The organism is Nocardia sp. NBC_01499, assembly GCF_045040275.1.
Taxonomy (GTDB): domain Bacteria; phylum Actinomycetota; class Actinomycetes; order Mycobacteriales; family Mycobacteriaceae; genus Nocardia.
Genome location: NZ_CP109426.1, coordinates 652,806 through 675,757, shown reverse-complemented (window position 1 = coordinate 675,757; position 22,952 = coordinate 652,806). Strand labels below are relative to the sequence as shown.

21 protein-coding genes are annotated in these 22,952 nt (G+C 65.0%); 5 read left to right on the top strand and 16 right to left on the bottom strand.

From position 1 onward, the window contains the following. Positions 1–102: 102 nt before the first annotated feature. The 3 genes from OG203_RS03120 to OG203_RS03110 all read right to left on the bottom strand — a co-directional run bounded on the left by OG203_RS03120 (position 103) and on the right by OG203_RS03110 (position 2,103). On the bottom strand, positions 103–1,152 hold the full coding sequence (locus OG203_RS03120; protein ID WP_405164126.1) for a medium chain dehydrogenase/reductase family protein: 1,050 nt from the start codon (positions 1,150–1,152) through the stop codon (positions 103–105). A gap of 79 nt (positions 1,153–1,231) precedes the next feature. Further along, positions 1,232–1,801 (bottom strand): TetR/AcrR family transcriptional regulator, encoded by a 570-nt coding sequence (locus tag OG203_RS03115; protein WP_405164125.1) that lies wholly within the window; start codon positions 1,799–1,801, stop codon positions 1,232–1,234. 107 nt (positions 1,802–1,908) lie between these two features. Next, positions 1,909–2,103 (bottom strand): hypothetical protein, encoded by a 195-nt coding sequence (locus OG203_RS03110; protein ID WP_405164124.1) that lies wholly within the window; start codon positions 2,101–2,103, stop codon positions 1,909–1,911. Positions 2,104–2,200: 97 nt separating this feature from the next. Between OG203_RS03110 and OG203_RS03105 the strand changes: the two genes are divergently transcribed. From OG203_RS03105 to OG203_RS03095, 3 genes are all read left to right on the top strand, one after another. Further along, positions 2,201–2,935, top strand: a complete 735-nt coding sequence (locus OG203_RS03105) for a molybdopterin-dependent oxidoreductase (RefSeq protein ID WP_405164123.1) — start codon at positions 2,201–2,203, stop codon at positions 2,933–2,935. After that, the gene (locus OG203_RS03100; RefSeq protein WP_405164122.1) at positions 2,919–3,545 is read left to right on the top strand and encodes a cytochrome b/b6 domain-containing protein; all 627 of its coding nucleotides are present in this window, start codon (positions 2,919–2,921) and stop codon (positions 3,543–3,545) included. The genes OG203_RS03105 and OG203_RS03100 overlap by 17 nt, the downstream gene beginning before the upstream one ends. A gap of 335 nt (positions 3,546–3,880) precedes the next feature. Continuing rightward, positions 3,881–4,261 carry a DUF6636 domain-containing protein gene (locus OG203_RS03095; RefSeq protein ID WP_405164121.1) on the top strand — a complete coding sequence of 127 codons (381 nt, stop codon included), beginning with the start codon at positions 3,881–3,883 and terminating at the stop codon, positions 4,259–4,261. Positions 4,262–4,272: 11 nt separating this feature from the next. Here the strand turns inward: OG203_RS03095 and OG203_RS03090 are convergent, their stop codons facing one another. Beyond that, positions 4,273–5,259 carry a monodechloroaminopyrrolnitrin synthase PrnB family protein gene (locus OG203_RS03090; RefSeq protein ID WP_405164120.1) on the bottom strand — a complete coding sequence of 329 codons (987 nt, stop codon included), beginning with the start codon at positions 5,257–5,259 and terminating at the stop codon, positions 4,273–4,275. Positions 5,260–5,870: 611 nt separating this feature from the next. Between OG203_RS03090 and OG203_RS03085 the strand changes: the two genes are divergently transcribed. Further along, positions 5,871–7,328, top strand: coding sequence for a cellulase family glycosylhydrolase (locus tag OG203_RS03085; RefSeq protein WP_405167759.1), 1,458 nt, complete (start codon positions 5,871–5,873; stop codon positions 7,326–7,328). A gap of 10 nt (positions 7,329–7,338) precedes the next feature. Here OG203_RS03085 and OG203_RS03080 read toward each other — a convergent pair whose 3' ends face one another. From OG203_RS03080 to OG203_RS03040, 9 genes are read right to left on the bottom strand one after another with little or no spacing between them, the layout of a single operon-like run. Further along, entirely contained in the window at positions 7,339–8,571 is a 1,233-nt protein-coding gene (locus OG203_RS03080) for an MFS transporter (RefSeq protein WP_405164119.1), read from the bottom strand. Between the two features lie 8 nt (positions 8,572–8,579). After that, on the bottom strand, positions 8,580–9,791 hold the full coding sequence (locus OG203_RS03075; RefSeq protein ID WP_405164118.1) for an ATP-grasp domain-containing protein: 1,212 nt from the start codon (positions 9,789–9,791) through the stop codon (positions 8,580–8,582). Between the two features lie 26 nt (positions 9,792–9,817). Beyond that, a complete protein-coding gene (locus OG203_RS03070) occupies positions 9,818–10,771 on the bottom strand; it encodes a cupin-like domain-containing protein (RefSeq protein ID WP_405164117.1) in 954 nt (317 codons plus the stop codon). Beyond that, the gene (locus tag OG203_RS03065; RefSeq protein WP_405164116.1) at positions 10,765–11,484 is read right to left on the bottom strand and encodes an alpha/beta hydrolase; all 720 of its coding nucleotides are present in this window, start codon (positions 11,482–11,484) and stop codon (positions 10,765–10,767) included. Before OG203_RS03065 ends, OG203_RS03070 begins: the two co-directional genes overlap by 7 nt. Before the next feature lie 10 nt (positions 11,485–11,494). Next, complete coding sequence (locus OG203_RS03060) at positions 11,495–12,088, bottom strand: GNAT family N-acetyltransferase (protein ID WP_405164115.1); 594 nt, start codon at positions 12,086–12,088, stop codon at positions 11,495–11,497. Positions 12,089–12,098: 10 nt separating this feature from the next. Continuing rightward, a complete protein-coding gene (locus OG203_RS03055; protein ID WP_405164114.1) occupies positions 12,099–13,685 on the bottom strand; it encodes an AMP-binding protein in 1,587 nt (528 codons plus the stop codon). Beyond that, the gene (locus tag OG203_RS03050) at positions 13,678–15,669 is read right to left on the bottom strand and encodes a class I tRNA ligase family protein (protein WP_405164113.1); all 1,992 of its coding nucleotides are present in this window, start codon (positions 15,667–15,669) and stop codon (positions 13,678–13,680) included. The genes OG203_RS03055 and OG203_RS03050 overlap by 8 nt, the downstream gene beginning before the upstream one ends. Continuing rightward, the gene (locus OG203_RS03045; RefSeq protein ID WP_405164112.1) at positions 15,659–16,714 is read right to left on the bottom strand and encodes an FAD-dependent oxidoreductase; all 1,056 of its coding nucleotides are present in this window, start codon (positions 16,712–16,714) and stop codon (positions 15,659–15,661) included. The genes OG203_RS03050 and OG203_RS03045 overlap by 11 nt, the downstream gene beginning before the upstream one ends. Next, positions 16,711–18,030 (bottom strand): lysine N(6)-hydroxylase/L-ornithine N(5)-oxygenase family protein, encoded by a 1,320-nt coding sequence (locus OG203_RS03040; RefSeq protein WP_405164111.1) that lies wholly within the window; start codon positions 18,028–18,030, stop codon positions 16,711–16,713. Before OG203_RS03040 ends, OG203_RS03045 begins: the two co-directional genes overlap by 4 nt. A gap of 405 nt (positions 18,031–18,435) precedes the next feature. On the opposite strand from OG203_RS03040, the gene OG203_RS03035 reads away from it, so the two are divergent. Then, positions 18,436–19,662: a cytochrome P450 gene (locus OG203_RS03035; protein ID WP_405164110.1), complete on the top strand. Its 1,227-nt coding sequence runs from the start codon at positions 18,436–18,438 to the stop codon at positions 19,660–19,662. Positions 19,663–19,665: 3 nt separating this feature from the next. Here OG203_RS03035 and OG203_RS03030 read toward each other — a convergent pair whose 3' ends face one another. From OG203_RS03030 to OG203_RS03020, 3 genes are all read right to left on the bottom strand, one after another. Next, on the bottom strand, positions 19,666–21,714 hold the full coding sequence (locus tag OG203_RS03030) for a hypothetical protein (protein ID WP_405164109.1): 2,049 nt from the start codon (positions 21,712–21,714) through the stop codon (positions 19,666–19,668). A 253-nt stretch (positions 21,715–21,967) separates the two neighbouring features. Further along, positions 21,968–22,279: a hypothetical protein gene (locus tag OG203_RS03025; RefSeq protein WP_405164108.1), complete on the bottom strand. Its 312-nt coding sequence runs from the start codon at positions 22,277–22,279 to the stop codon at positions 21,968–21,970. 253 nt (positions 22,280–22,532) lie between these two features. Then, positions 22,533–22,952 (bottom strand): MerR family transcriptional regulator, encoded by a 420-nt coding sequence (locus tag OG203_RS03020; RefSeq protein ID WP_405164107.1) that lies wholly within the window; start codon positions 22,950–22,952, stop codon positions 22,533–22,535.

Here is a 22,952-nt window from a genome sequence, read left to right as displayed (position 1 = left end):
GCACCCTGACTCGGGATCCGCACTCGCTCTAGGGCCCCTAGAGCGAGTGCGGATCCCGAGTCTCGGTGCGGATCTTGGGCTAGTCGGCGATGGTGGGGGGATTCAGGGCTGGGTATCGGGCACGATGACGACTTTGCCGGTGACGGTGCCGGATTCGGCGAGTTCGAGGGCCTGTGCGGCTTGGCTCAGCGGGATTCGGGCGGCTACCTGGGCGCGCAGGGTGCCGTCGGCGAGCAAATCGAGGACCTTGCCGAGGTCTTCATTGAGGTGGTTGCGGAATCGGGTGAGGTTGCGCTTGCCCGCCCAGATGTTGTAGAAGTGCGCATTTCGCTTGTTGGGCAGCGTGTTCCACAGCATCAGCTGGGCGAACAGCTTCAACACTGGCAGTCGCGAGTTGCCCTCATCGTTCTTGGTCGAGGCGGTCCCGTAGGCAACCAGCGTGCCGTGCGGCGCGAGCAGCTCGAACGAATCGACGATGCCGGGCCCGCCGACGTGATCGAACACCGCGTCGACGCCCTCCGGTGCCAGCGCCCGAACCTGTTGGGCCACATCGCCGCGATAGTCCACCGGGGTGGCGCCGAGCGCCTCGACGACCGCCGCGTTGCGTGCCGAGGCGCTGCCGATCACCCGGATACCGGCGGCCCGCGCAAGCTGGACCAGGGTCGAGCCGACGCCACCGTTGGCGCCGTGCACGAGAATGGTCTGGCCCCGCTTGACCTTTGCCATCCGGTGCAGCATCTGCCACGCCGTGATCCCGTTCACCACAAAGGTTTCCGCCTCGGCGGGGTCGAGCGCCGACGGCACCGGGATAAGGTCCGCGGCGTCGAGAATGATGTGGCTGCTCCAGCCGCCGGTCTTGGTCAGCGCGGCGACGCGGCGGCCGATCAGCGCCTCGTCGACGCCCGAGCCGGTCGCGGTGACCGTCCCGACCAGGTCGTAGCCGGGCACGAAGGGGAACGGCGGCTGGTCGTAGTACTTCCCGCGCCGCATCTGCTGCTCGGCGAACGAGACGCCGGATGCTTCGACACGGACCATGGCCTGGCCCGGACCCGGGGCGGGCAGCGGCCGCCGGGTCACCTGCAGGCCCTGCGGCTCGACCAGTCCGGGCAGGATGATCTGGACTGCGGTGGTCGAATTCGTGGTGGTGTTCATCGTGTCTCCTGGTGTGTGACTGGTCAATCACTCTTTGGGTAAAAAAACATGCCCCGCGATCGGGGTGGTCTGGATGGATCTAGTGAGCCTTCGGGTGGCGCATGCCGCCGGTAAGTATTGCGGCCCAAGCACTGTCGTGCCCGTCGAGTTCGAGGGTGGTGATCAGGTGGCAGAGCTGGCCGTAGGCCATGAAGCGTTGGACGGCGCTGTCCTCGGCGCCGGATCGTGCCTTGGCGAAGTCCGTCACCCTGGCCAGGCCGCGGCGCACCGCGTCGGCGATCTCCGGAATGTCCGCGGCCGATTGTGCGTGCACCTGCAGCATCAGCAGGCTCTTGTCCGCGATCAGTTCCGCGTACGCACCGCCCATCGCGTACAGGATCTCGTCGGGGCCTGCGCCGTCGACGCGGGCCGCACCGGCCGAGAGGGCCCGTTCGACCAGCTCGTAGCAACGGTCGAGTGCCGCGACGAACAGGGCGATCTTGCCGGGGAAGAGTTTGAAGACGTAGGCCGGTGAGATCGCCGCCTTCGTGGCGACGTTGTTGATCGGCGTGCCGTGGTAGCCGGACCGCGCGAACTCGGCGATCGCGGCATCGACGACGGCATCGCGTCGAACCTCCGAGGTGGAGAGGGTAGCTCCGCGCTTTGTCATGTGAGTGACTGTACACTCACTCTCGATCGACCGTCAAGCACAAGTATGGAATTCCTGCCTGGCAGAACCGAATACGCTGGTAGCGCAAGGATGTTCGGGTTCGCTGACTAACGAGACGCGCGTCCTCGCCAGCCCCAGACGGCCAGGAGTACCCCGGCGATCAGGACGATCGGTCCGATGATCGACCAGGTGGCGGTGTTGCTCATCGGGCTGCCCGAGACCACGCCGAAGCCCTGCAGTGACCAGAGGAGTCCGGCGAGTCCGATGATGACGCCGAGCGCGACGAGAATGGGGCTGCGCATGAGGCTGCCTTTCGTTTTCACCGCGTGATGGCGGCTTCCGGTTCAACAGTAGCCGCCGGGTGCGCCTTGTTCGGGGGAGTCGGTGGATAGTAGAGGTGTGCCCGTCGACCAGAGTTCCGACCCGGACCGCCTCGGCGCGCCGGTTGGGCGGCGCGTGGTGATGGGGCTGCTCGTCGCCGGTGTCGCGGGCGTGCTCGGCGGCACCACGATCCAGAAGGGGCTGTCGGCGGTCCTCGGGCCGATCGGCAACCGCGATCCGACCGGGCTCGTCGGACTCATCCCGCTGGGCAACACCTTTCGCTTCTACTCCGTCACCACCAGCGTCCCGAAGCGCGACGCGAGCAACTATCGCCTTGACATCACCGGCCTGGTCGACGCGCCCCGCAGCCACTCACTCGGCGATTTACAGGCGATGCCACAGCAGGAGTTGGTGCGTGACTTCCAATGTGTGACCGGTTGGCGGGTGCCTCAGGTGCGCTGGCGTGGTGTCCGGCTGGCCGATCTGCTCGACGACGCCGGAGTGACCAGTGCCGCGAAGGCGGTGCGGTTCACCTCCTTCGACGGTGCCTATTCCGAGAGCCTCACTCTCGAACAGGCGCGGCGTGCCGATGTGCTCGTCGCGCTGGAGATGCTCGACGGCCCGGTCACCCACGATCATGGCGGCCCGGTTCGGATGTATGTGGCACCGATGTACGGCTACAAGAGTTGCAAGTGGCTCTCCGGAATCGAACTGACCAGCGAGGTCGTTTCCGGTTACTGGGAGCATCGGGGTTACTCGATCGACGGATGGGTCGGCAAGTCGAACGGGCGCAGTGATGACCCGACCAGCTGACCCGATCGAGCGCGACCTGCACCGGTTCAGCCGCACCGAGCGCTGGGTGCATTGGCTGACCGGTGTGCTCGTCGTCCTCTGCATTCTCACCGCCGCGATCCTCTACAACGGCTCGCTCGCGGTGCTGGTCGGCAACCGACACACCGTCGAAATCATCCACGTCTATTGCGGTTTCGCGCTTCCGGTGCCGATTGTGGTGGGACTGGTCTCGCGGGCCTACCGCGCGGATCTGTCGCGGCTCAACCGGTTCACCCGATCAGACTGGTTGTGGCTGCGATTCAAAGGCCGTCGACTGTCCGGCGAGGATGTCGGGAAGTTCAATGCCGGGCAGAAACTCAACGCGGCATTGAGCGCCGGATCGATCTTCGTGCTGCTCGGCACCGGCGTGATCATGTTCTTCCCGGACTTGACCCGTCTCGCGTGGCGCACCGGTGCGACATTGATGCACGACTGGTTCGCCCTGGCCTTCGGCATTCTGGTCGTCGGCCACCTCATGTACGCGCTGCGTGACCGAGAAGCCATGCGGGGCATGCTCACTGGGAAAGTGTCGAAGTCCTGGGCGGAGCAGGAGCATGTCCGATGGGCGGTGGAGCAGGACGCTGCCGAATAGCCGCCTCGGCAGCCCACCATAGGCCCGGTTATTGCTAGGCTCTCCCGGTGATATCGAGGGGAATTCTTCTGGGCACGCGTCGATCCGCGGCTGTCGTTGTCGGTTCGCTCGCGCTCGTGGTTGGTGTCGCGGCGGGATGTTCCAGTTCGGATGGGAAATCCGAGACCGCTTCCGCGAGTGCCGTACAACCGTCCGGGGCGGCGACCGGACCCGCCGAGCAGCCGGCGCAGCCGAGGCCCGCGCAACCGGGGTCCGCCCAACCGGAATCGGGGCAGTCACCACCAGCCGCCGCTCGACCGGCGACGCCGAGTTCGGCTGACCCTGCGGCGTATCGGATGACCGGACCCTCCGGCGATGGGTACTACTTCGCTTCGCCGAGTGGCTCTTTCGGGTGCGCGATCATCAAGGGCACCCCGGCCGGTGACATGGTGGCGGGCTGTCAAGGAGCACACGCGGCCGTCGCGCCTGGTGGCAAAGATTGCGGTACCAACCCCGGCGCGCTGCAGGTCGCCGATACGGTCGGCCCGGACGGCGCCGCTCAGAACTGCGCCAACCAGCCCTTCTTTGTCGCGCCAGGTGCCAAGGCACTGGCGTACGGAGCGAGCATCAGCGCCAAGGGTTACACCTGCCAGTCCGATGAGTCCGGCATGAGCTGTCGCAGCGACTCCTCGGGTCATGGCTTCAAGATCGCTCGAGAGGCCAACAGCGTCTTCTGACGCGGTCGGACTCAGGACCTCGTGCCGGTGCGGCGAGAGCGGGCGTGCTGTGCGCAGTCGCTGGTGAGCGTGAGGATGTGGTTGAGCAGGCCGGGGCTGACTCCCGCTGTCCCCGTGGCGTATCGGGAATGGTCGGTGTAGGCCCCGCCTGCCATCAGGTTGTGTTTGCTGCGAAAAGTGACCAGGGCGTTCATGATTCGGATGACGCCGTCCATGGCGTCGGCGACCCTGGTCGCGGGTGGGCCGGTGGGACGGTCGAATTCGCGCACCAGCCGGGTGACGAGAGATGGTGAGCCCTCGGTTCGTTCGAACAATCGCCGCCACTGCGGGAGTCCGTACCGGATCAGATCGTTGTGGAAATACGCCAGGTCGGCGTCGCCGTGGTCAGAAGTCCACACGAGGCGGTCGATCAAATAGAGCGGTACGTGCACGGGTGCGGGGCCGTAATACGGCCGGTCGGCTACGACCACGTCCGCCATGAACGGTCCTAGCCGCGCCGCATAGAACTCGACCGGGTCGACTTTGCGGTAGATATCGTTCATCACCTCCGGCAAGGTCTCCAACTGGTCGGCTACCGCGTGGCAGATTTCGCCGAATACCGTTTGACTCGGGTGGATTTCGGCTACCCCCGCGAGGGTTGGCGCAATGTCATCGATCAGCACGGTGCCGACTCGGACGGCGTCGATCACCACACTCTCCTGACGTTCGCCGAGGAACATCCGCTGACGTTTGCCCGGCGGATTCCAGACGCCGTAGTGCAGCACGGTATCCCTCGGGACCATACCCACCGAGAGACCCCACGCGAGCAATGCGTCCGTGGCCTCCGGCACGGCCTCTAGTGGTTCGACGCCGTGGCGCTGCAACGACGAGACGAACATCCCGACATCCCGCATCGCCGCCAGCCGATCGGGCGCGTGCAGCAGTTCCCTTTGACGAGAACGCCACACCAATTCCCGAAGGGACGTGGCGAGTTGCCGCACATCGGCGGCGGCATTCATCGCGGGCAAGCTCGCCAATAGCGCGTCAGCGGATAACGGGTCCCGATCCGCAACCTGGTCACATGACCATTCATCGAGGCGGATCGTATTCGCTCCGCTACTAACCGGATCAAGGTGCACCGGCAGGCGCGACCGCTTTTTCAAGGCTGGCATCTGGTCCTATCTTCATACTGCGAGTCAGCGAAACCCGCAGGTGTTACGCGTGCATGCCGTCACCCGAGTGCGGTCCGAAGCGATTGTGTAGCAAGGCAAACAAACATCCCATGAGTTGTCAATCATAAGTGGGGCAAACATCTGGTAAATCACATCGCGGATTCTGGAGATCGAACACTTCACTACCGCTATTCACGCTGTGTTCGTTCCGATTTAGGCCTGCGGACCACGCCGGTTTCACGGCGACTGGCCGCAGTATTCAACCGGGTCGAATTGGACCATTGACCAATTCGACTCGTCCTCGGGAATTCGCGCATTCGGCTGCACTTCCGCGACGCGTCCACAACTGGGGAATCCCCGGATCGGCGTAACTATGGCTGGTTGAACTGGACATGTGACCATTAAGGTTGTCGGCTACGCGAGCGGAGATGCCAATGCCACGAGTGACGAGAACGGTGATGGCGCTGGGGCGGCGGTGGGTGGTTGGGGCTGCCGTGGTTGCGGTGGGGTGGTCGGTGGTGGTTTCGCCGGCGGTGGTGGCGGCGCCGGGTGGGGTTGCGATCAGTCGGGTTCAGGCTGACGGTACTTATCTGGTTGATGCGCAGGGGCGGAAGGTGTTGTTGCATGGGGTCAATAACGTCGACAAGCAGGCGCCTTACGTCGAGCCCGGTGACGGGTTCACCGTTACCGATGCGGACGCGGATCTTCTTGCGCGGCATGGGTTCAACACTGTGCGCCTCGGGGTGAGTTTTGCTGGGTTGATGCCTACTCGTGGTGTTGTCGATACTGCCTATCTCGATCGTGTCGGCACGGTGATCGATACGCTTGCGGCGCGCGGGATCTACACGCTGCTCGACAATCACCAGGATGGGTTGTCGAAGATCTGGGGCGGCAACGGGTTTCCGGAGTGGTCGTTGCGGTCGCGGCCGGGTGTGTTGGAGCCCAATCCTGGGTTTCCGCTGTACTACCTGATGCCGAGCATGAACCGGGGCTGGGATGAGGTGTGGGACAACAGCAATGGGGTGCTCGACTATCTCGGACAGGCGTTGGCGGCGCTGGCCGCGAAGGTGAACGGGCGTGCCGGTGTGCTCGGTATCGAGCTGATGAACGAGCCGTGGCCCGGATCGGCGTTCACCACCTGCTTCCCGAACGGCTGTCCCGGCTTCGACACCAAATACCAAGCGGCCATGCAGAAATTGACCGACGCGGTGCGTGCGCGCGACTCCGGACTTCCGGTGTTCTGGGAGCCGAATGTGACGTGGAACGAGACCATGCCGTCGAACCTGGGCAGGAACCCGCCGATCACCTCGCCCGATATCGTCTTCGCGCCGCACGACTACTGCATCCCCAGTCAGCTGGCGATCTACCTCGGTCTACCCGAACAGTTGCGCGGGCTGTGCCCGGTCCAGCAGGACAAGACCTGGGGCAACGTCGACGCGTTCACCAAGCGAACCGGAATCCCCACGCTGGTAACAGAATTCGGCGACGGTGACGCCACGGTGCTGCGCAACACGCTCGTTCGCGCCGACGACCGATTCATCGGCTGGCAGTACTGGCATTACGCCTCCAGCTTCGGCCCCGGCGGCCCCAAACCAGACCCGTTCCTCGGCGACATCGGCCGCGACCTGGTGCGCACCTACCCACGTGCCACCGCGGGCACCCCGGGCCGCCTCGTCTTCGACTCCGCCACTGGCGATTTCGCCTACACCTACACGCCACATGCCCTGTCCGCCCCCACCGAGATCTACGTCTCCGACGTGCACTACCCCAACGGCTACGAGGTCCACGTCGATGGCGGCACCGTCACCTCGGCCCCCGGGGCGCGGGTGGTCACGGTGGAAGCGACTGGCGCCGCCTCGGTCACGGTGCATATCAACCGACCCGGATCGGCGGGCGCGCCCCGCGGTGGTCACTGATCAGGACCGCTCACTCGATATGCTGGCCCGCGGCGGTCCGCCGCAACCACTGGGTGATCGCGTAGAACGCGACGGCCAGAATTGCCGCGGCGAGCCAAAACTGTTGGCCGTGACCGTGATCGGCCAACCATCGATAGGCGGCAACGCCAGCACCGCCGCCGAGCGCCTCGCCCAACGCGGTGCTGATCGCGAAGATGCTGTAGCCGACGGCTCGGTTCTGCTGGCGGATCAGCCCGACGATCAGCACGTCCCCGCTCGGCATATAGATCATCTCCGCCGTGGTGAACAGGACGACGAACACGATCGCGCTGCTGATGCCGGGCAGCAGAAACGCGGACAGGAAAGCGAACACGAACACAACGTTGGCCAGCATGACGGCGTTGAGTTGCCTGCCCTTGGTCCACCGGCCGGTCAGGCGGGTGACGCCGAGCTGAAGCACGACCACCATCAGCGCGTTCACGGTGTACAGCGGGCCGAGGACGCCGGGGGCATTGAGCGTGTCGGTCACATAGAGCGCCAGCACATTGAACAACTGGCCGTACATGAACCAGTAGAAGGTGTTGATGGCGAAGAAGGCGCGCAGGCCCGGCTCGCGCAGGACAGCGAGGTACACGCCGATCGACCAGGCGCGGGTGGCCCGCTCGCCCATCGGTACCGCCGCACGATTCGCGAATGTCACCAGTCCCGCAAGACAATAGAGGGCGGCGACGGCAAGCAGCACGTCACCGTGATGTCCACGGTCGACAAAGAACAACGCCAGCGGCGCCGCGACGGCAGCGGCGATATTGATGCTGATGCTGACGAGGGCGAACAGCCTGGAGCGATTCTCGATCCGGTCCGAGGCCGCGGCCGCCAGCTGCTTGAGGGCCAAGGCGTTGATGGAGATACCGACACCCGCGAAACCCAGCGACAGCACGGTCATCGGCATGCCGGTGGCGAAGCGCAGGCTGACGAAGCCGGCACCGGCCATGACACAGCCGACCAGCACCGCCAAGGCGGTCGGCATCCGGTCAAGCCACGGAGCCAAGGGAATGTTGGCGATCTTGTTGGTCAGCGCGAAAACCATGACCAGCGTGGCGATTTGACCCGCGTTGAACGATGCCGCGCTGAGCGCGACGGCCAAGGTGGACAGCAGACCGTAGTAGCCGAGGTAGCTCAGCAGGTAATGCGTGACGATGAAGCGGGTTGCCCGGCCCGCATAGCGGGGATCGGCGGGTTCGGAGGTGGTGCTTGTGATGTGCACAGCGGCCCCTACTCCGAGGTGTTCGCGAGGGATTCCCAGTCGACCCGGACCAGATCGCGTGCCGCCTCCGCATTGCCGACCGCGTCTTCGACACTGTCCCCGGTGCTCAGCACGTATCCCTGTCGCGCGTACGACGAGGACAGCGGGCCGATCTCCTGGCCGGCCGCCAGATCGCAGTGCACCCTGACGACGCCGCGGGCGTGCTCGGCGTCGTGCAGATCCGAAACCTTCAGCACCCGAATGTTCTCGTAGCCGAAGAAACGAATCGCCGCGGCCGATGCGACCGGAATACGTTGCGGCGGCGGCACATCCGCCAAGGCCGCGATCGCCTCGGCCATCATATCGATGCCGCTGACCATCTCGCACAGCTCCCACACCTGGTCGCCGCCGACCCTGGTCTGCGACTCGATCAGCTTCGGCCCACTCGGGGTCAGCCGGATCTCGGTATGCGCGGGCCCGGTCCGCTGGCCGATGAGATCGAGGAATGTGGTGACCAGTTCAACGATTCGGGTGCGGTCGGCGTCGCTGAGCCGGGCAGGCGCCTGATGACCCAATTCCACGAAGCGCGGCAGCGGCGTCGTCACCTTCTCGGTGATCATCGCGATTTCGTGCACGCCGTCCAATGAAAGGGATTCGACGCTGAATTCGTGGCCGCGCAGAAACTCCTCCGCCAGCACCGGACCTGGCCGCGCGGCGCTGGACCAGGCCCACCGTTGCGCGAGCTCGGCCTCGGTCTCGACGATGAACACGCCCTCGCTGAGGCCGCCGTCGCACGGCTTCAGCACGATCGGCTCGCCGCCCAATTCGGCGAAGAAAGCACGGGCATCCTCGACCGTCGAACAGACCCGATGCCGCACCGGACTGAGCCCGTGTTCATTGAGCAATGCCCGCGTCTTCGTCTTATCCCTGGTCACCAGAACAGCTGCCAGGTTGTCGCCCGCGATGCCGAGGTCGATGGCACAGCGCGACGTGTTCTCCAGGCCGTACTCGGTGAAGGTGAAGATCGCGTCGAACGGGTCGATGCGGTGCCAGGCGCGGCTCAGTGCCAGCAGTTCCTCGAGGTTCTCGTAGTCGAGCACCGCATAGCGTTCGGCGCTGTTGTACTGACGCGCGTCGACCATCTCGGGAATCTGCACCATGGAGAAGCGCAGACCGAGCTTCTCCAGTTTGTCTACCGTGGAATTGCGGCCACCGATGGCCAGTACATGCTTCTGCCGCATGACGATCACCCCTCCCGGGCTCTACGCTACGGGCGCAAACGAGACAGGTCTAGATCCATCCGATTCGCCCAAGCCCGGCTGCGGGTGAGGAGCACCGGCACGAGTTCGGGGTGCGTCCTCGCGACTTCGTCGTAGTTCAATATCAGTGCCAACATCTCGTTCATGCGCTGACGGATGTGCATCGCGAGATTCTTCTCGTCCAGGCATTTGCGGCCGAGTCCGATCGAGTTGCTGAGCAATTCGATCCGGTGATACCAATTCGCGGGCAGATACAGCACATCGCCGGGCTTCAGATCGAAGTGATGCAGCCGAGTGTCCTCGGCAGCCACCAGCGCCGCGAAATCCGGTTCGCCGTCGGCATCGGCACCGAGCTTCGCCTCGGGGCCCATGACGTACCAGCGTTTGGTGCCGAAGATCTGCACGTGCATCACGTCGACCATGTACGAATCCTGGTGCAGCCGGGTGATGCCGCCGCGCTGGCCGACCCACAGCTGATGGTTCGTTGATGCCTTCTCGCCGTACAGGTTTCGGCGAAAGTCGTACTGTGCGATATCCAGTTCCGGCAGCTCGGCCGCCAGCTGCGGCGCATTGGTCTGGTAGTACCACTCCTGTAGGTGCAGCGGCTCGGCATCGCCTTCGTTCGCCTTCATCAGCTCGACGAATTCCGCGAAGGCGACTCGGCGCGACGGCGTGCCGCGCACGCTGTCCATGGTCACCTCGGCGTCACCGCACCGCGCCGCGAGATGCTCCGGCGACCAGGTCTGCACCGATGTCCAGTCCTGCGCGAATCCCGCGAGCACCACCGGACGCAATTGCTCGCGGTACTGCTGCTCGAACTCCGATTTCGACAGTCCACGACGGGTTTCCAGGGTCGGCGCGGACCGAACGGCCTCGGCGAGCGGACCGACTCGGAAGCCGTTTTCGACGCGATCGATACTTTCTTGATCGTGCCGTCTGAGCAGGTTGTTCTCGATCACCATGATGAATTCCCTTCGGCCTGATCGACGGAGATGACGCGCAGCATCGCGGTGAGCACATCGGTTTTCGCGGTTTCCTCGAAGGGCAGCCAGCGGTGCACGAAGTGGTCGCAGTCGAGCCAGATCACCTCGGCGGAACGAGCATTCGTCGCGTTGTCCAGGTATCCGTCCACGACATCGGCTGGCACCACCTGATCGGTCTTCCCGGCGACGATCAGCAGATCGCCGTCGAATTCCCGGAGGCCGGTGAAGGCGGGGTTGTCGGCATAGTTGCCCGGTCGCGCGCGGCCTTCGTCGAACAGCAGATCCTCGGCGCCGCGCGGGTAGGCGGCGGGGACGAACAGCACCAGACCGCGCGGCGATACTTTCGGGACGATGCTGCAGGCGAGGTGGGCGCCCATGCTGCTGCCGATGAGCAACGGCCGTTCGTCGGTGCTCAATTGGGCAACGGCGGCAAGGGATTCCGCAGTCCTGCGGCGCAGGCACGATTGCTCCATCACGCCGGTGCTGTCGCCGTTGCCGGAGTACTCGAAGGTCAACGAGCCGTGGCCGCGGTCAGCGAACTCGTCGAGAAAGTAGCGCACGGTGTGCCTGCTCGCGGTGGCGCCCAGGCCGTGCAGGTGCGCGATGCTCGGCGTGCGGCGGTTTTCGGCGAAGATCATCGTCGCGGCCAGGCGCTGGTCGTCGACGTCGAAGAACAGGTCTTCGGTGAACACGGTGCCCCCTTCAGTCGGCGATGGCGGCCAGGCGCTCTTGGCGCACGGCGGGCCACTCGTTGCGCAGGATGCTGTAGTAGATGACGTCGCGTCGCCGCCCGCCCGGCATGTAGTTGAAGCTGCGCAGCACCCCTTCTTCGTGCGCACCCAGCCGGATGAGCGCGGTTCTGGCGCCCGTATTCAGCACGTCGGTCTTGAATTCCACTCGCTCGCAACCGAGTTCGTCGAAGGCGTGGTCGAGCAGTGCCAGCTTGGCCGCCCGGTTGATGCCGGTCCGTCGCGCGGCGGCGCACAGCCACGACCAGCCGATCTCGAGTCGGCGCTCGGACTCGGCCAGGTTTCCGTAGGCCGAGCTGCCGACGATCGCACCGCTCGCGCGGTCGATGATGGCGAACACGGTGCGGGTGCCGTTCAGCGTGTCCGCGACGGCGGATTCGAGGAAGGCGTCCAGGTCGTCGGCCGTGCTGATCCGCGACACGAAGTACTGCCAGATCTCGGGTTCGAAGACGATCTTCTCGAAGGCCGCCCGATCGGTGAACCGCACTCGCCGCAATTCGACCCTGCTGTTCGCCAGTGTGAGGTCCTTCAGTTTTGCCCAGCTCATAATGCCTTCCCTACTCGTGTGTTCGGCTGGCGGTGATCAACGACGGTTCGGCCGAGCCCGCGTCGGCCTGCCGGTAGACCGCGGCAAGGTCGTCGGCGAAGCGCGCGTGAATCTCCTTGCGGCGCAACTTCAATTGCGTCGTCAGCAGGCCGTTGTCGATCGAGAAGCGTTCCGGTGCGAGGACCAGCGCGTGCACCTGTTCCTCGGTGGGGACTCCGGTGTTGCACTTCGCGACGAACTGGCGCAGGGCTTCGTGGTCCGGGTCGGGCGAGGCGGGCGAGACGATGACCGTCAGATAGCTCCGGTCTTTGCCGTACAGGGCGCATTCGTGGATTTCCGGATGTGCGCGCAACCGTTCCTCGACCGTCGACACGAAGACGCTGCGGCCGGTGGTCAGCGAGAAGACGTCGTCGATTCGGCCGCGCAGGTAGAGGAACCCGTCTTCGTCGAGATAGCCGACATCGCTTGTCTTCACCTCGCCGGTCGGCAGGAAGGTGTATTCGTTGACCCCCGGCGCCGCCCACGTGTAGCGGATATTGACCGGGTAGCGGCTGCCGATGATCAGCGCGCCGTTCTTGTCGAAGCGAACGGTCTTGCCCGGCAAGAGTTTTCCGACGCTGCCGAGGCGGACCGCGCCGGGATGGTTCTTCGAGACGATGCAGACCTCGGTCAAACCATAGCCCTCGTACAACGGCACGCCGCAGTCGTTGAAGAAGTCCAACACCGCTCGTCGCGCCGGAGCGGAACCCGTCCACAGGTAGCGGATTCGGCCGCCGAGCCGCTGCTGGATCAGGTCACGGCGCTTCTCGAGGTCCGAAGTCGGACCCGCGGCGTCGAGTCGCGCCTTGAGCTCCTCGTAGAACCCTGGCACGCCCATGACCACCGTCGGTGCCGCGAGCGCCGCGACGTCCAATGCCTCGTCGTAGCCCGCGAGGGTGATGTCGTGCCCGTGCACCAGCGCCGAATACACCCAATACCGTTGCTGGAGAAACCAAAGGCCCATGAATGTCAGCAGATTGTCGCCGTCGGTGTGTTCGAACATCTCTTGGACCGCGGCCATATCGCTGTTGATGCTCGCCACCGACGCCTCGAGCCCCTTGGGCGCGCCGGTGCTGCCGGAGGTGAACTTGATGGTGCAGATATCGGCCGGGTCGTATCCGTCGAACGGCGGCAGCGGCGCGACGGCCGAGTCGTCGGACCAGTCGGCTACCGCGGCCATGCTGTACACGCCACTGTCCGCTGCCGGCTTCTCGGCGAAGACCACCGCAAGGTTGAAGGTGCCGCCGACTACCGCGGGATCGAACCGGTCCGCTTCGAATCCGGCGGTGACCGCGCCGAGCTTGAGCACCGCCAAGTCGAGCAGCACCCACTCGATCCGATTACGCGACACGATCCCGACTCGGCTGCCCGGCCCGATCCCGAGTTCACGCAGCCGGTGGGCGACCCTGGTCGCCTTGACATCGAGGTCGGCCAGCGCGAGCGAACGCAGCTCACCGTCTACGGCGAAATGAATGTAATGCTCAGTGTCGCCGCATGATTGGCGGGCAATGGTGTTGATGACGTCGATGTGCTCGGGCAGCTGGTGGTGATCAGGCATCTGGCGCCTCCAATACTCCGTTGGCCGGGAAGAAGTCCACGGCGAGGTCGATCGGCGTGCCCGGCGTAACCAGTTCGACAGTCTGTGGCCAGGACGCCACGGGCGAGCCGAGCGCCGCCGCGAGCCGGGCCACGAATCGCGGCATGATCGGTGTCGCGCAGTGCGCGATGAGCTTGGCGGCGGCCAGTTCCAGGGCGACGGCGGTGCGCGCCTCGTCTTTCCAGAGATCGAGCTGCGCGACCGCGTGTTCGTGTGCGGCGAAGCGCACGACGTCGCGCACCATCGCGTCGAGTTCGGCGCTCGCCTGGTTCAACGAAAAGCCGTCCTGCCCAAGGTGTCCCGTGATCGACGCGCGATGAACCTCCAGCCTGCCGAGGAAGGCCGCATGCTCCGGTGTCCATATTCCGGCGTCCGGCGCGGCGCCGCTGTATCGATGCCGCACCCGTTCGCCGAGCTCGTGCAGCCAGTGCTGCCACGAGTCGATGAGGGTGTCGCGCAATGTCGAGTTGTATTCGGCGGGTTCGAAATTGGTGCGCCTGCCCTCGGGTCGCGTGCGGGCGAGATGGAACCGCATCGCGTCGACATTGTTGTCGCGCACCGCGTCCTTGCCCCAGATGGCGTGGTTGCGGCTGGTGGAGAACTTCTCGTTGCGCAGCAGATAGAACTCGTTGACGTGGTAGTCGATATCGGGCTCCCAGTCCGGGAAGGCCAGCTTGTACAGCACCGGGTAGAGCACGGAATGATAGAAGCTGTTGTCGTACCCGAAGAAGTGCACGATCTTCCAATCCCGCTCCGGTGCCTCGGCCCGCCAGGGTCGGCCGAGTCGCCCGCCCAAAGCTTCGATGCCGTGCAAGAAGCCGTAGGCCATCTCCGGCCAGACCCAGATGACTTGTCCGTCGGCGTCGGCTTCGGTCGGCGGCACGCCCCAGCTCGACGGGTGGGTGATCGGGAGGTCGAGTCGATCGTGGGAAAACACCCGGTGGGCGAGCTCGCGCAGCCTGGCGGGCACCCGGCCCAGATTGTGATGGGCCGCGACCTCCTTGCGGAACTCGTGCAGCGGCAACATGAATCGAGCGATCTCGGCGCGGCGCGGCGGCTGGCCGGTGTCACTGGTGCGTGAATCGACAAGGTCGACACAGAGATTGGGCTCGCCACACTGCTCACAGATATTGCCGGTGGTTGCGGCGCCGCAGCCGGGGCAGCCGCCGGTGACCCCGCCCTCGTACAGATACTCGGCGGTGGTCGGGTCGAAGAGTGCCTGTGCCGTTTGGATATTCGCGGCTTCGGACTCGATCACGGCGGAGAAGAAGCGCTGCAGCTTGGCCCGGTAGGTCGGATCGGCGTCGGTGGCGACGAACTGGTCGGGCACTACGTCGAGCAGTGCGAGCGTCGCGCTGATCTCGGCCGAGAAGTGGGCCGCGACCTCGGCGGGTTCGCGACCGTCGCGGGCCGCCCGATCGAGCACGTAGCTCTGATAGTCGTCACTGCCGGTGAGATGCCACGCGTCGGCACCGTTGAGGCGTTGGAATCGCACGAACACGTCGGCGCCGAGATACGGCCCGGACAGGTGACCCAGGTGCAGGTCGCCGTTGGGTGTTGGGGGAGTGGAGAAGACGAAGACGGGGCGTTCGTCGAACCTTCGCCGGTGCGCGAGGCTCGTCGCGACGGCCTCGGCGGGGTCGCGCCAGTACAGGTCGAAGAAGATCAGGTCGTCGTCGCCGGTGTTGGTGATGACATGGGTCTCGAACGGCGCGAATCTGGCGACCATGCCCGGTGTCGCCGGGATCGTCTTGCCGTCGACCGCGACTTCGCCACTGCCGCTGATGATGACGAACATCTCGATCTCATCGTGCTGATGTGGTTCGCTGCTCTGCCCGGGAGCCACCCTGCCCCAGCCCGCTCCGGGGCCGAAACCGGACACCGAACTCATGTCGATGCCGAAGGCGGTGGACAACTCGGCAGGATCGAAATGGCTAATGATCATCGACAGGTCCCTTGTCGCGGTCCGATAGGAGGAGGTTTACGGTTTCCGCCGCGATGGCTGGGGCCAGTCGATAGCCGGAACCGTTTGCCGCGCCTGCGAATACCAGTCGGGCGTTGTCGTCGAGCGACTGGATCAGTGGTTCGCGATGGTGGCTGTAGGCGTCGCAGAACACCCGGCCACCGGCGGCCGCTGCGGCCAGGTGCGGGGCGACGGCATCGAGGGCCGCGCGTCCCTCCTTCATGCAGGTGTCGGTCATGCCGCCGAGGAGGTGGTCCGGTTGCACGTTCCACTGTTGGCTGGTGAAGCTGAACAACCAGTGACCGCGGTGTGCCAGCGGCAGGAGGAAAGCGTCGATGTCCTGGAAGACGATCGCGCGATCACGGTGCGTTGGCGCCTTGTCGATATGCAAGGCCGCCACCAGCTTTACCCGTACATCCAGCTGTGCCGTCAACGCCTGCCAGGCGGGGGCATGCACCCAGGGGCCCGGTGCGAGGATAACGGTTGCAGCACAGAGCGATTCGCCGTTGCCCAGTCGTAGGAGGACGTCGTTGTCGCTCGGGTCGATCGCGGAAACCGCTGTCGCCTCGCGGAAGTGAACCTGTGCGCGCAGGTCGGCGGCGAGGGCAACTGCCAGCGCGCCGACGTCGGCGTACTGCCCGCCCTCGACATTCCATACGCCGGTCCCCTCCGGGACCGGTGCCAGGTCACCGGGCAGTGCCGATACACGAATTGCGTTGGCACAGCTCAGATAATTGCCCACTCCGGTGGTCGTCAGCACCGACATCTCGACCGGATAGATCGGTAACGCGGGATTGTCGTGCGCGAGCCGCTCATAGTAGTTCTGGCTGAGGGCGGTCATCTCGCGCACCCGGGCGGTCGCCCCGCGCGGGAAATGCAGTCCCGCGGAACGACGGCTGGCGCCGGACCCGACCAGGTCGCGGTCGAGCACGGTGATCGATATGCCCGGCGCGCGGGTGATCAGTTCGCGGGCGATGAGACACCCGATGATTCCCCCGCCGATGATGGCCACATCGGTTCGGGTCATCGTTGCACGACCTCGGCGACGTCCTCGGGTGCCAGCTTCGCCGACCATTCCAGGAATGAGGCGAGCTGCTCATCGCTGCGCACGCCACGCAGTCGGTCGACCACGCGTTGGCTGCGCCAGGCGATAAGGCTCAAATTGCGGTCCGGCAGGCCGCGTTGTTGTACGGCCGCATTGTGCAGGAAGATATTTCGATCGGCCGGACCGTCCCATTGCGCCGCGAATTGGTTGTCGATCTTCAATTCGTCGCCCTCGCGGTCGAGCCGGTGGGCGATCGGGTCGAGAAAGTCCATGGCGGCCGGGCGGAAACCGGTCGCCCAAATGATCACGTCGGCGTCTATCTGGCCGATGATGCCTGGATGGTTGCTATTCGACACGCGCAGGCTCCAATCGCCGCAGCTGCCGGGGACGACGTCGGTGACCTCGCGATGCGGATAGAGTGCGGTGAGGTCGGGTGCGCCATCGACGAATCGGTTGACATAGATGCGTTGATATATCTCGCGCAGCGTGGCACCGGATATTCCGTCACTGGTGAGAATGTGCCGCTCGTTGAATTGTTCGCGGGTGGCACGTTCCAGCGTGGAGAAATAGTCCGAGTGGCTCGGCATGTAGAAATCATTGGTGAATGGGGAGTCGTCGAGCGGGAAGTAGTTGCGGCGCCGCGTCACCCAGGACACGCGGCGTGGACGCTCGGTTTCGTGGCGGGAGATCAGGTCGAGCACCGCCTCGGCGCCGGATTGCCCGCCGCCGACGACGCAGACCCGCTTGCCGCCGAGGCGGTGTGCTCGTCGCACGATCTCGCTGACGTGGAATTGGCTCTCGCCAAGCATGTCCTCGGCGATCGTCGGCACCCACGGCCGGCTGCCGATGCCGATCGAGAGGTTGCCGGCGCGTATCGAGCGCTGATCGGTCCGTACGACGAAGGTGTCGTCGAAGTCGATGGAGAGCACCCGCTCGCCGTAGACGATGTTCTCGTTGCGGTCGCTCGCCCATTTCAGGTAGTTGCGGAACTCGCGGCGTGGCATCGTGTCGAACTGTGCGTTGATGTAATGGTAGATGCGGCCGTTCGAATGCAGATACGACAGGAACGAGAATTTGTTCGTCGGATCCGCGAGACTTACCAGATCCTTGAGCATGGAGACCTGGAGATTTGCATTAGGCAGCTGCTGTCCGTCATGCCAATCGAAGGAATCTCGCTTGTCCAAGAACAAATTAGAGATATCCGAGTTGCCGTACAGGAGTGACGCCAGGCTCAAATTAGCAGGACCTACGCCGATGCCGACGCAGTCGAAATAAGCGCGCGCGTCACTATTGCGCATGCTTGACCCCCGATGTGAATCGATATGCCAAATAATCCAACGGCCCCTTGCTTTTTGGGGCACTACCCTCACCGGCAGTCGAAACCCTACCATTGGGGGCATCGCGGCGGCAATGGAATTGATCGAGGGGAGTGCCCATAGTTCTCGGGGCTATATATGGAAGCGAGCGGTTGGTTTCGCGCCAGGTGCGGTTTTGTCCACCGTAATAATTCCAGACGGTCGTTTTGTCATGGGATATAGGCGCTGAATTCATGGCGCAGCTACTGGTCCTGCGCCGAGAGTTAATCCGCAGCGACGCAAGGGGTCTGAGCGGCCGATTCGGTACGGTGGTTGACGTGAGGCCTGCTACTGGCGGCTCACGGGAGGGCGCGATCGATCCCGGTCGCGAGAAGCACGGAGGGCAGCATGGCCGACATCGAGGCGCAGGATCGGATCGAGACGGTGGGCGAGGACTTCTTCGTCGATCCGCAGGCGTATTACCACCGATGGCGCGAGCGTGGTCCGGCGCTGCAGGTCAGATTCTCGAACGGCCTGCCGGTGTGGGTGGTCATCGGCTACGCGGAGGGACGGGCGGTGCTCGCCGATCCGCGTCTGCACAAGGGCATAGCCGGGATGCTCGAGATAATCCGTCGAAAGGATCCGTCAGCACAACAGGATTCGACCGGGCTCGCACTCGGCGGCCACATGCTCAACACCGACCCGCCGGACCACACCCGGCTGCGCAAGATGGTCAACAAGGCCTTCACCACCCGACGGGTGGCGGCGATGCGGTCGCGCATCGAAGAGATCGCCGCCGCATTGCTCGATCGGATGGCCGAGCAGGACGAGGTCGATCTGCTCGAGGCGTTCGCGGTACCGCTGCCGGTCACCGTGATCTGCGAACTGCTCGGCGTGCCCTTCGGCGATCGCGAGGAGTTCCAGCATTGGACGAAGGTGCTGGTCGGGGTGTCGAGCGACATGGAAGAACGCGCCCGCTGCTCGGACGAAATGGCCCAGTACCTGGCCGCATTGGTGCAGACCAAGCGGAACGATCCGGGCGACGATCTACTCTCCGGCCTGACGCAGACGCGCGAGGACGGCGACCAGCTCAGCGAGCAGGAACTGATCGCCATGGCGTTTCTGCTGCTGATCGCGGGCCACGAGACCACGGTGAACCTCATCGCGAACGGCACGTATGCGTTGTTGCGCAACGAATCCCAGTTCCAGGCGCTGCGCGAGGACCCGTCGGGGGTGCCCGCCGCGGTGGAGGAGTTCCTCCGATTCGAGGGCCCGGTCGACTGGGCCACCATGCGCTACACCGCGGAGCCCGTGCGGGTCGGCGACGCCGAAATCCCCGCGGGGGAGTTCGTTTACGTCTCCCTCGCCGCCGCGAACCGTGACCCTGCCCGCTATCACGATCCAGACAACCTCGACCTCACCGGCGATGCCGCCGGACACCTCGGCTTCGGCCACGGCATCCACTTCTGCGTCGGCGCGCCGCTGGCCCGGCTGGAAGCCGAGATCGCGTTTTCCGCACTCCTGCAACGATTCCCGAACATGACGCTGGCGCCGCAGGCAGCTCCATTGCAGTGGCAGCCCAGTCTGCTCATTCGCGGCCTCGCTACGTTACCGGTGCTGCTGCACCGGAAATGACGGTCACGACGGGGGAGTGATGGCCAGGTACACGCTGCTCCACAGTTGTGCCGCATTGGATTCGGTGACGTCGGCCTCGTTGGCGCCGAAGGGTGCGGTCTGATAGCGGCCGTCCGCGAATCGCCAACTCCAGAGCTCGGAGCTCGCCATCGGCGCGGCGGCGTTGATCGCCTGCCACAGGGTGTGCTGCGCGGTGGAGAGGTGGTCTCTGACGGGTTGCGGCAGATCGGTGCGTTCTAGTTGGCGGGCAAGGCCGCTGGCGAGCGCGGCCTGCACCCAGGACCAGACCACGGTGCCGTGATAGTCGTGGTTGGTGAACTGCGCCTGCAGGCCGGGGTCGGCGAAGACCGGATCGGCGACCACCAGTCCCGCTCCGGTCATCAGCCCCAGCGGGAACGGGCGGAACAGCGTGCTCACCTGTTGGTCGAGGACCTCGGGCGAGGGTGAGCCGTACAGGAGGTCGAAAGTGTCGTCGGAGTGCATGATCGGTATCGGTGAGCCGTTGATGTCCAGTGCGACAGCGGGAAACGTGACCGGACGCTGATCGAGGGCGGTCAGCGCGTCCTGTGCTGGAACACCGATCTTGGTGGCGTAGGAATCGATGGCGGCCCTTGCCTGTTCGGCGTCGCGGGTCACCGTGAACATGCGCGGTGCTTCGGCGCGCCATGTCTTCGCCGCGGCGGCGGCAACGGACAACTCGATCCGGTCGTCGGGGTTCAGGAACGGATCGAGTACCCCGTTGTCGAGCAGTCGGGCCGTCGCTTCGAGGGCGGCCGGAGCCAGGATGGCGTTGACGTCATAGGGATAGCGGCCGCCGCCGAGCCCGATTCCGCTGTCCCGCCATTGTCCGGCGGAGTGTCCCTCTTGCAAGGCGATCAGGTTGCCGTAGCGAGGATCGTGCGCGAAGGGCGCCGTGGTCGACGCGACGAGCCGCAGGTTGCGGACCAATGCCTGGCCGATGGTCGAGTTGTCCAGTGGCGCATGCAGATAGGCGGACGCGCGTTCGGCGCCGGCGGGATCGTCGAGTAGGTGGGCGGCGACAACGGGCGCTAGGAGGTAGTTCTCATCGACCATGCTGTAGTCGAATATCGGTGCGTCGCTGAGTGTTCCGTTCTGTCGCTGGTGTGTGAGGATCGCGTATTCCGAGACAGCCTCCTCATGGGCGACCTGCCCTTGCGGGCCGAGTCGGGCCAGCACGGAGCGAATGCCCGCTTCGATCGCGTCGGGGGCAAGGACCGGTTTCAGCAGCATCATCGAGATCAGGGTGTCGCGGCCGAAATAGGTGTTGAAACGCCATGATCCGGCAAGGAACTTCTCCCGGTAGCTGAGGAAGGTGAGTGTGTTCTTCGCGCTGTCGAGCTTCTGCTCGTGGCCGTTCAGTAGCGCGGTCCCGGACAGTGGCGTCAGCGGGGTGTCGCCGGTGGCCGCGGTGACGCGAACCTTGATCCGGCCGTCTGACCCGGCGGTAATCGTTCCCCCCGATGACACCGCGCCGTCGAGGACGTCGATGCCGAGGTGGTAGCCGGGCGCGCCATCCAGGCGGTCCCGCGCCCACGTTACCGTGCTTCCCGAAGTCGTAGGGGAGACCACCAGCTCGGCGGGCACGATCGCGTACTGGTCGTAGTCGCGCAGGACACGGACGTTGGACAGCACGGCCTGCTTCGGCACCAGCGACGGTGCGGTGATGGAGGCTTCGAACTCGATCCCGTTCAAGGATCGCCCCTGAGAATCCTTGGCCGACTGTACTTTCGGTGGTGAGTCGAGCGACCAATCCGCAGGGGCGGCCAGCGGTCCGAACCACACCCCGGTGCCGCTGTTCCCGGCAGGGAACGCCACAACGACGCGCGGATTTCGCCCCGAGCGCAGCAGCAGATGCGCGGCGGTCTTGTCGTCTCGAATGAGGTAGTTGTGATTCAGGCCCTCTGTCACCTCGAACCGGAAGGACGTGTCACTCGGATGAGTCGCGCATCCGGTGACGAGGAGCAGCACCAGCGCGACGCTCAGCGCGGCGAGTTCGAGCAAAGGCCGAGCCCGGCGTTTCACGGTCCGCATTGCCTCGCCATGCCGCATGACTGAGCCTTCCGCCCGTGCTCCGGGGGATCCGGAAACACTCTTCCGAACGCGCCGAGCCCGCACAACACTCGGCAGGGACCGGTCCAATGTATCGCCGATCGCCCCTGCTCATGGTGGAGTAGCGGGTATGACGTCGGATCCGTGCCTGGCTCGACGGGCCGTCGTCATGAGTGATTGCCAAGTGTCCGTGCGTATTACGGGCTGATCACGCGGGGCCGCCGCGGCTGTCGGATCAGCGTGTGCTGACGGCCACCGGAAGTCGCGCCGCCATTCGCTTGGCCAACAGGATCACCACGTGCGCGCGCAGCATGCCGATCGTGCCGGCGCAGTTATCCGCTCGCGCCATGGCCGCGTAGTTGTCCACGTTTTCCGGATCGCTGAGCAACTCGTCGAGTTCCATTCCGGCCCTGGCCTGTTCGAGGGTGAGCGCTCGGTCGGGCAGCCAGCTCAGTCGCCACGCCGTGCGTCCTCGGTCGGCGATGCGGGACGCGCATTCCGGGCTGGTATCACTGGTGATCGACCACTCGGTGAAGTAGAGCGCCATTGGAAACTCCTCTAGGCGACATCGTCGAATTCGCAGTGCTGAATCAGGTTTCGGCACGCGCTGTCGACAGCAGGGAAGCGCGAGGCGAGGCAGCCTTATTCGGTCTATCTCGTCGGCATCGACGGGTTGTCGATACGATACCCAACGTAGAACTTGGCGACGGAATTCACGACCCGTGCGCCGCATTCTAAAAACGAGTTCAGATGGAATTAACTGGCATATCACAGCGGATCACGGTCCGATTACGTCCCGATTACTCGTCGGACGGGCTGGTCAGCTGCGCGGGGTCAGGGAGGGTGACTGACGATCGGTAGTTGGGGCAGCGCTCGAGGTCGCCGTCGTGTGTGCAGGTGAGGAGCCAGTCGAGGTAGCGGCGGGCCGTTTCGAGTTCGCGCATGCGGTCGTCGATGGCCGCCACGTGTGCGGTGACGGACGCGCGCCAGTCTGTGGTGGTCGATCGGGCGGTGAGCAGGGTGACGATGTCGTCGAGGCTCATCAGGCCGGTGCGCTGCCACTGTTTGATCAGCGCGATTCGATAGAGCTGTTCCTGGTCGTAGCAGCGGCGGCCGCCGCGGCGGTGGGCGGTGAGCAAGCCGCGGCGCTCCCAGTAGTGCAGCGTGGACAGGGGGATGTCGAAGTGGTCGACGACGGTGGCGATCGGTGTCAGCCGCAT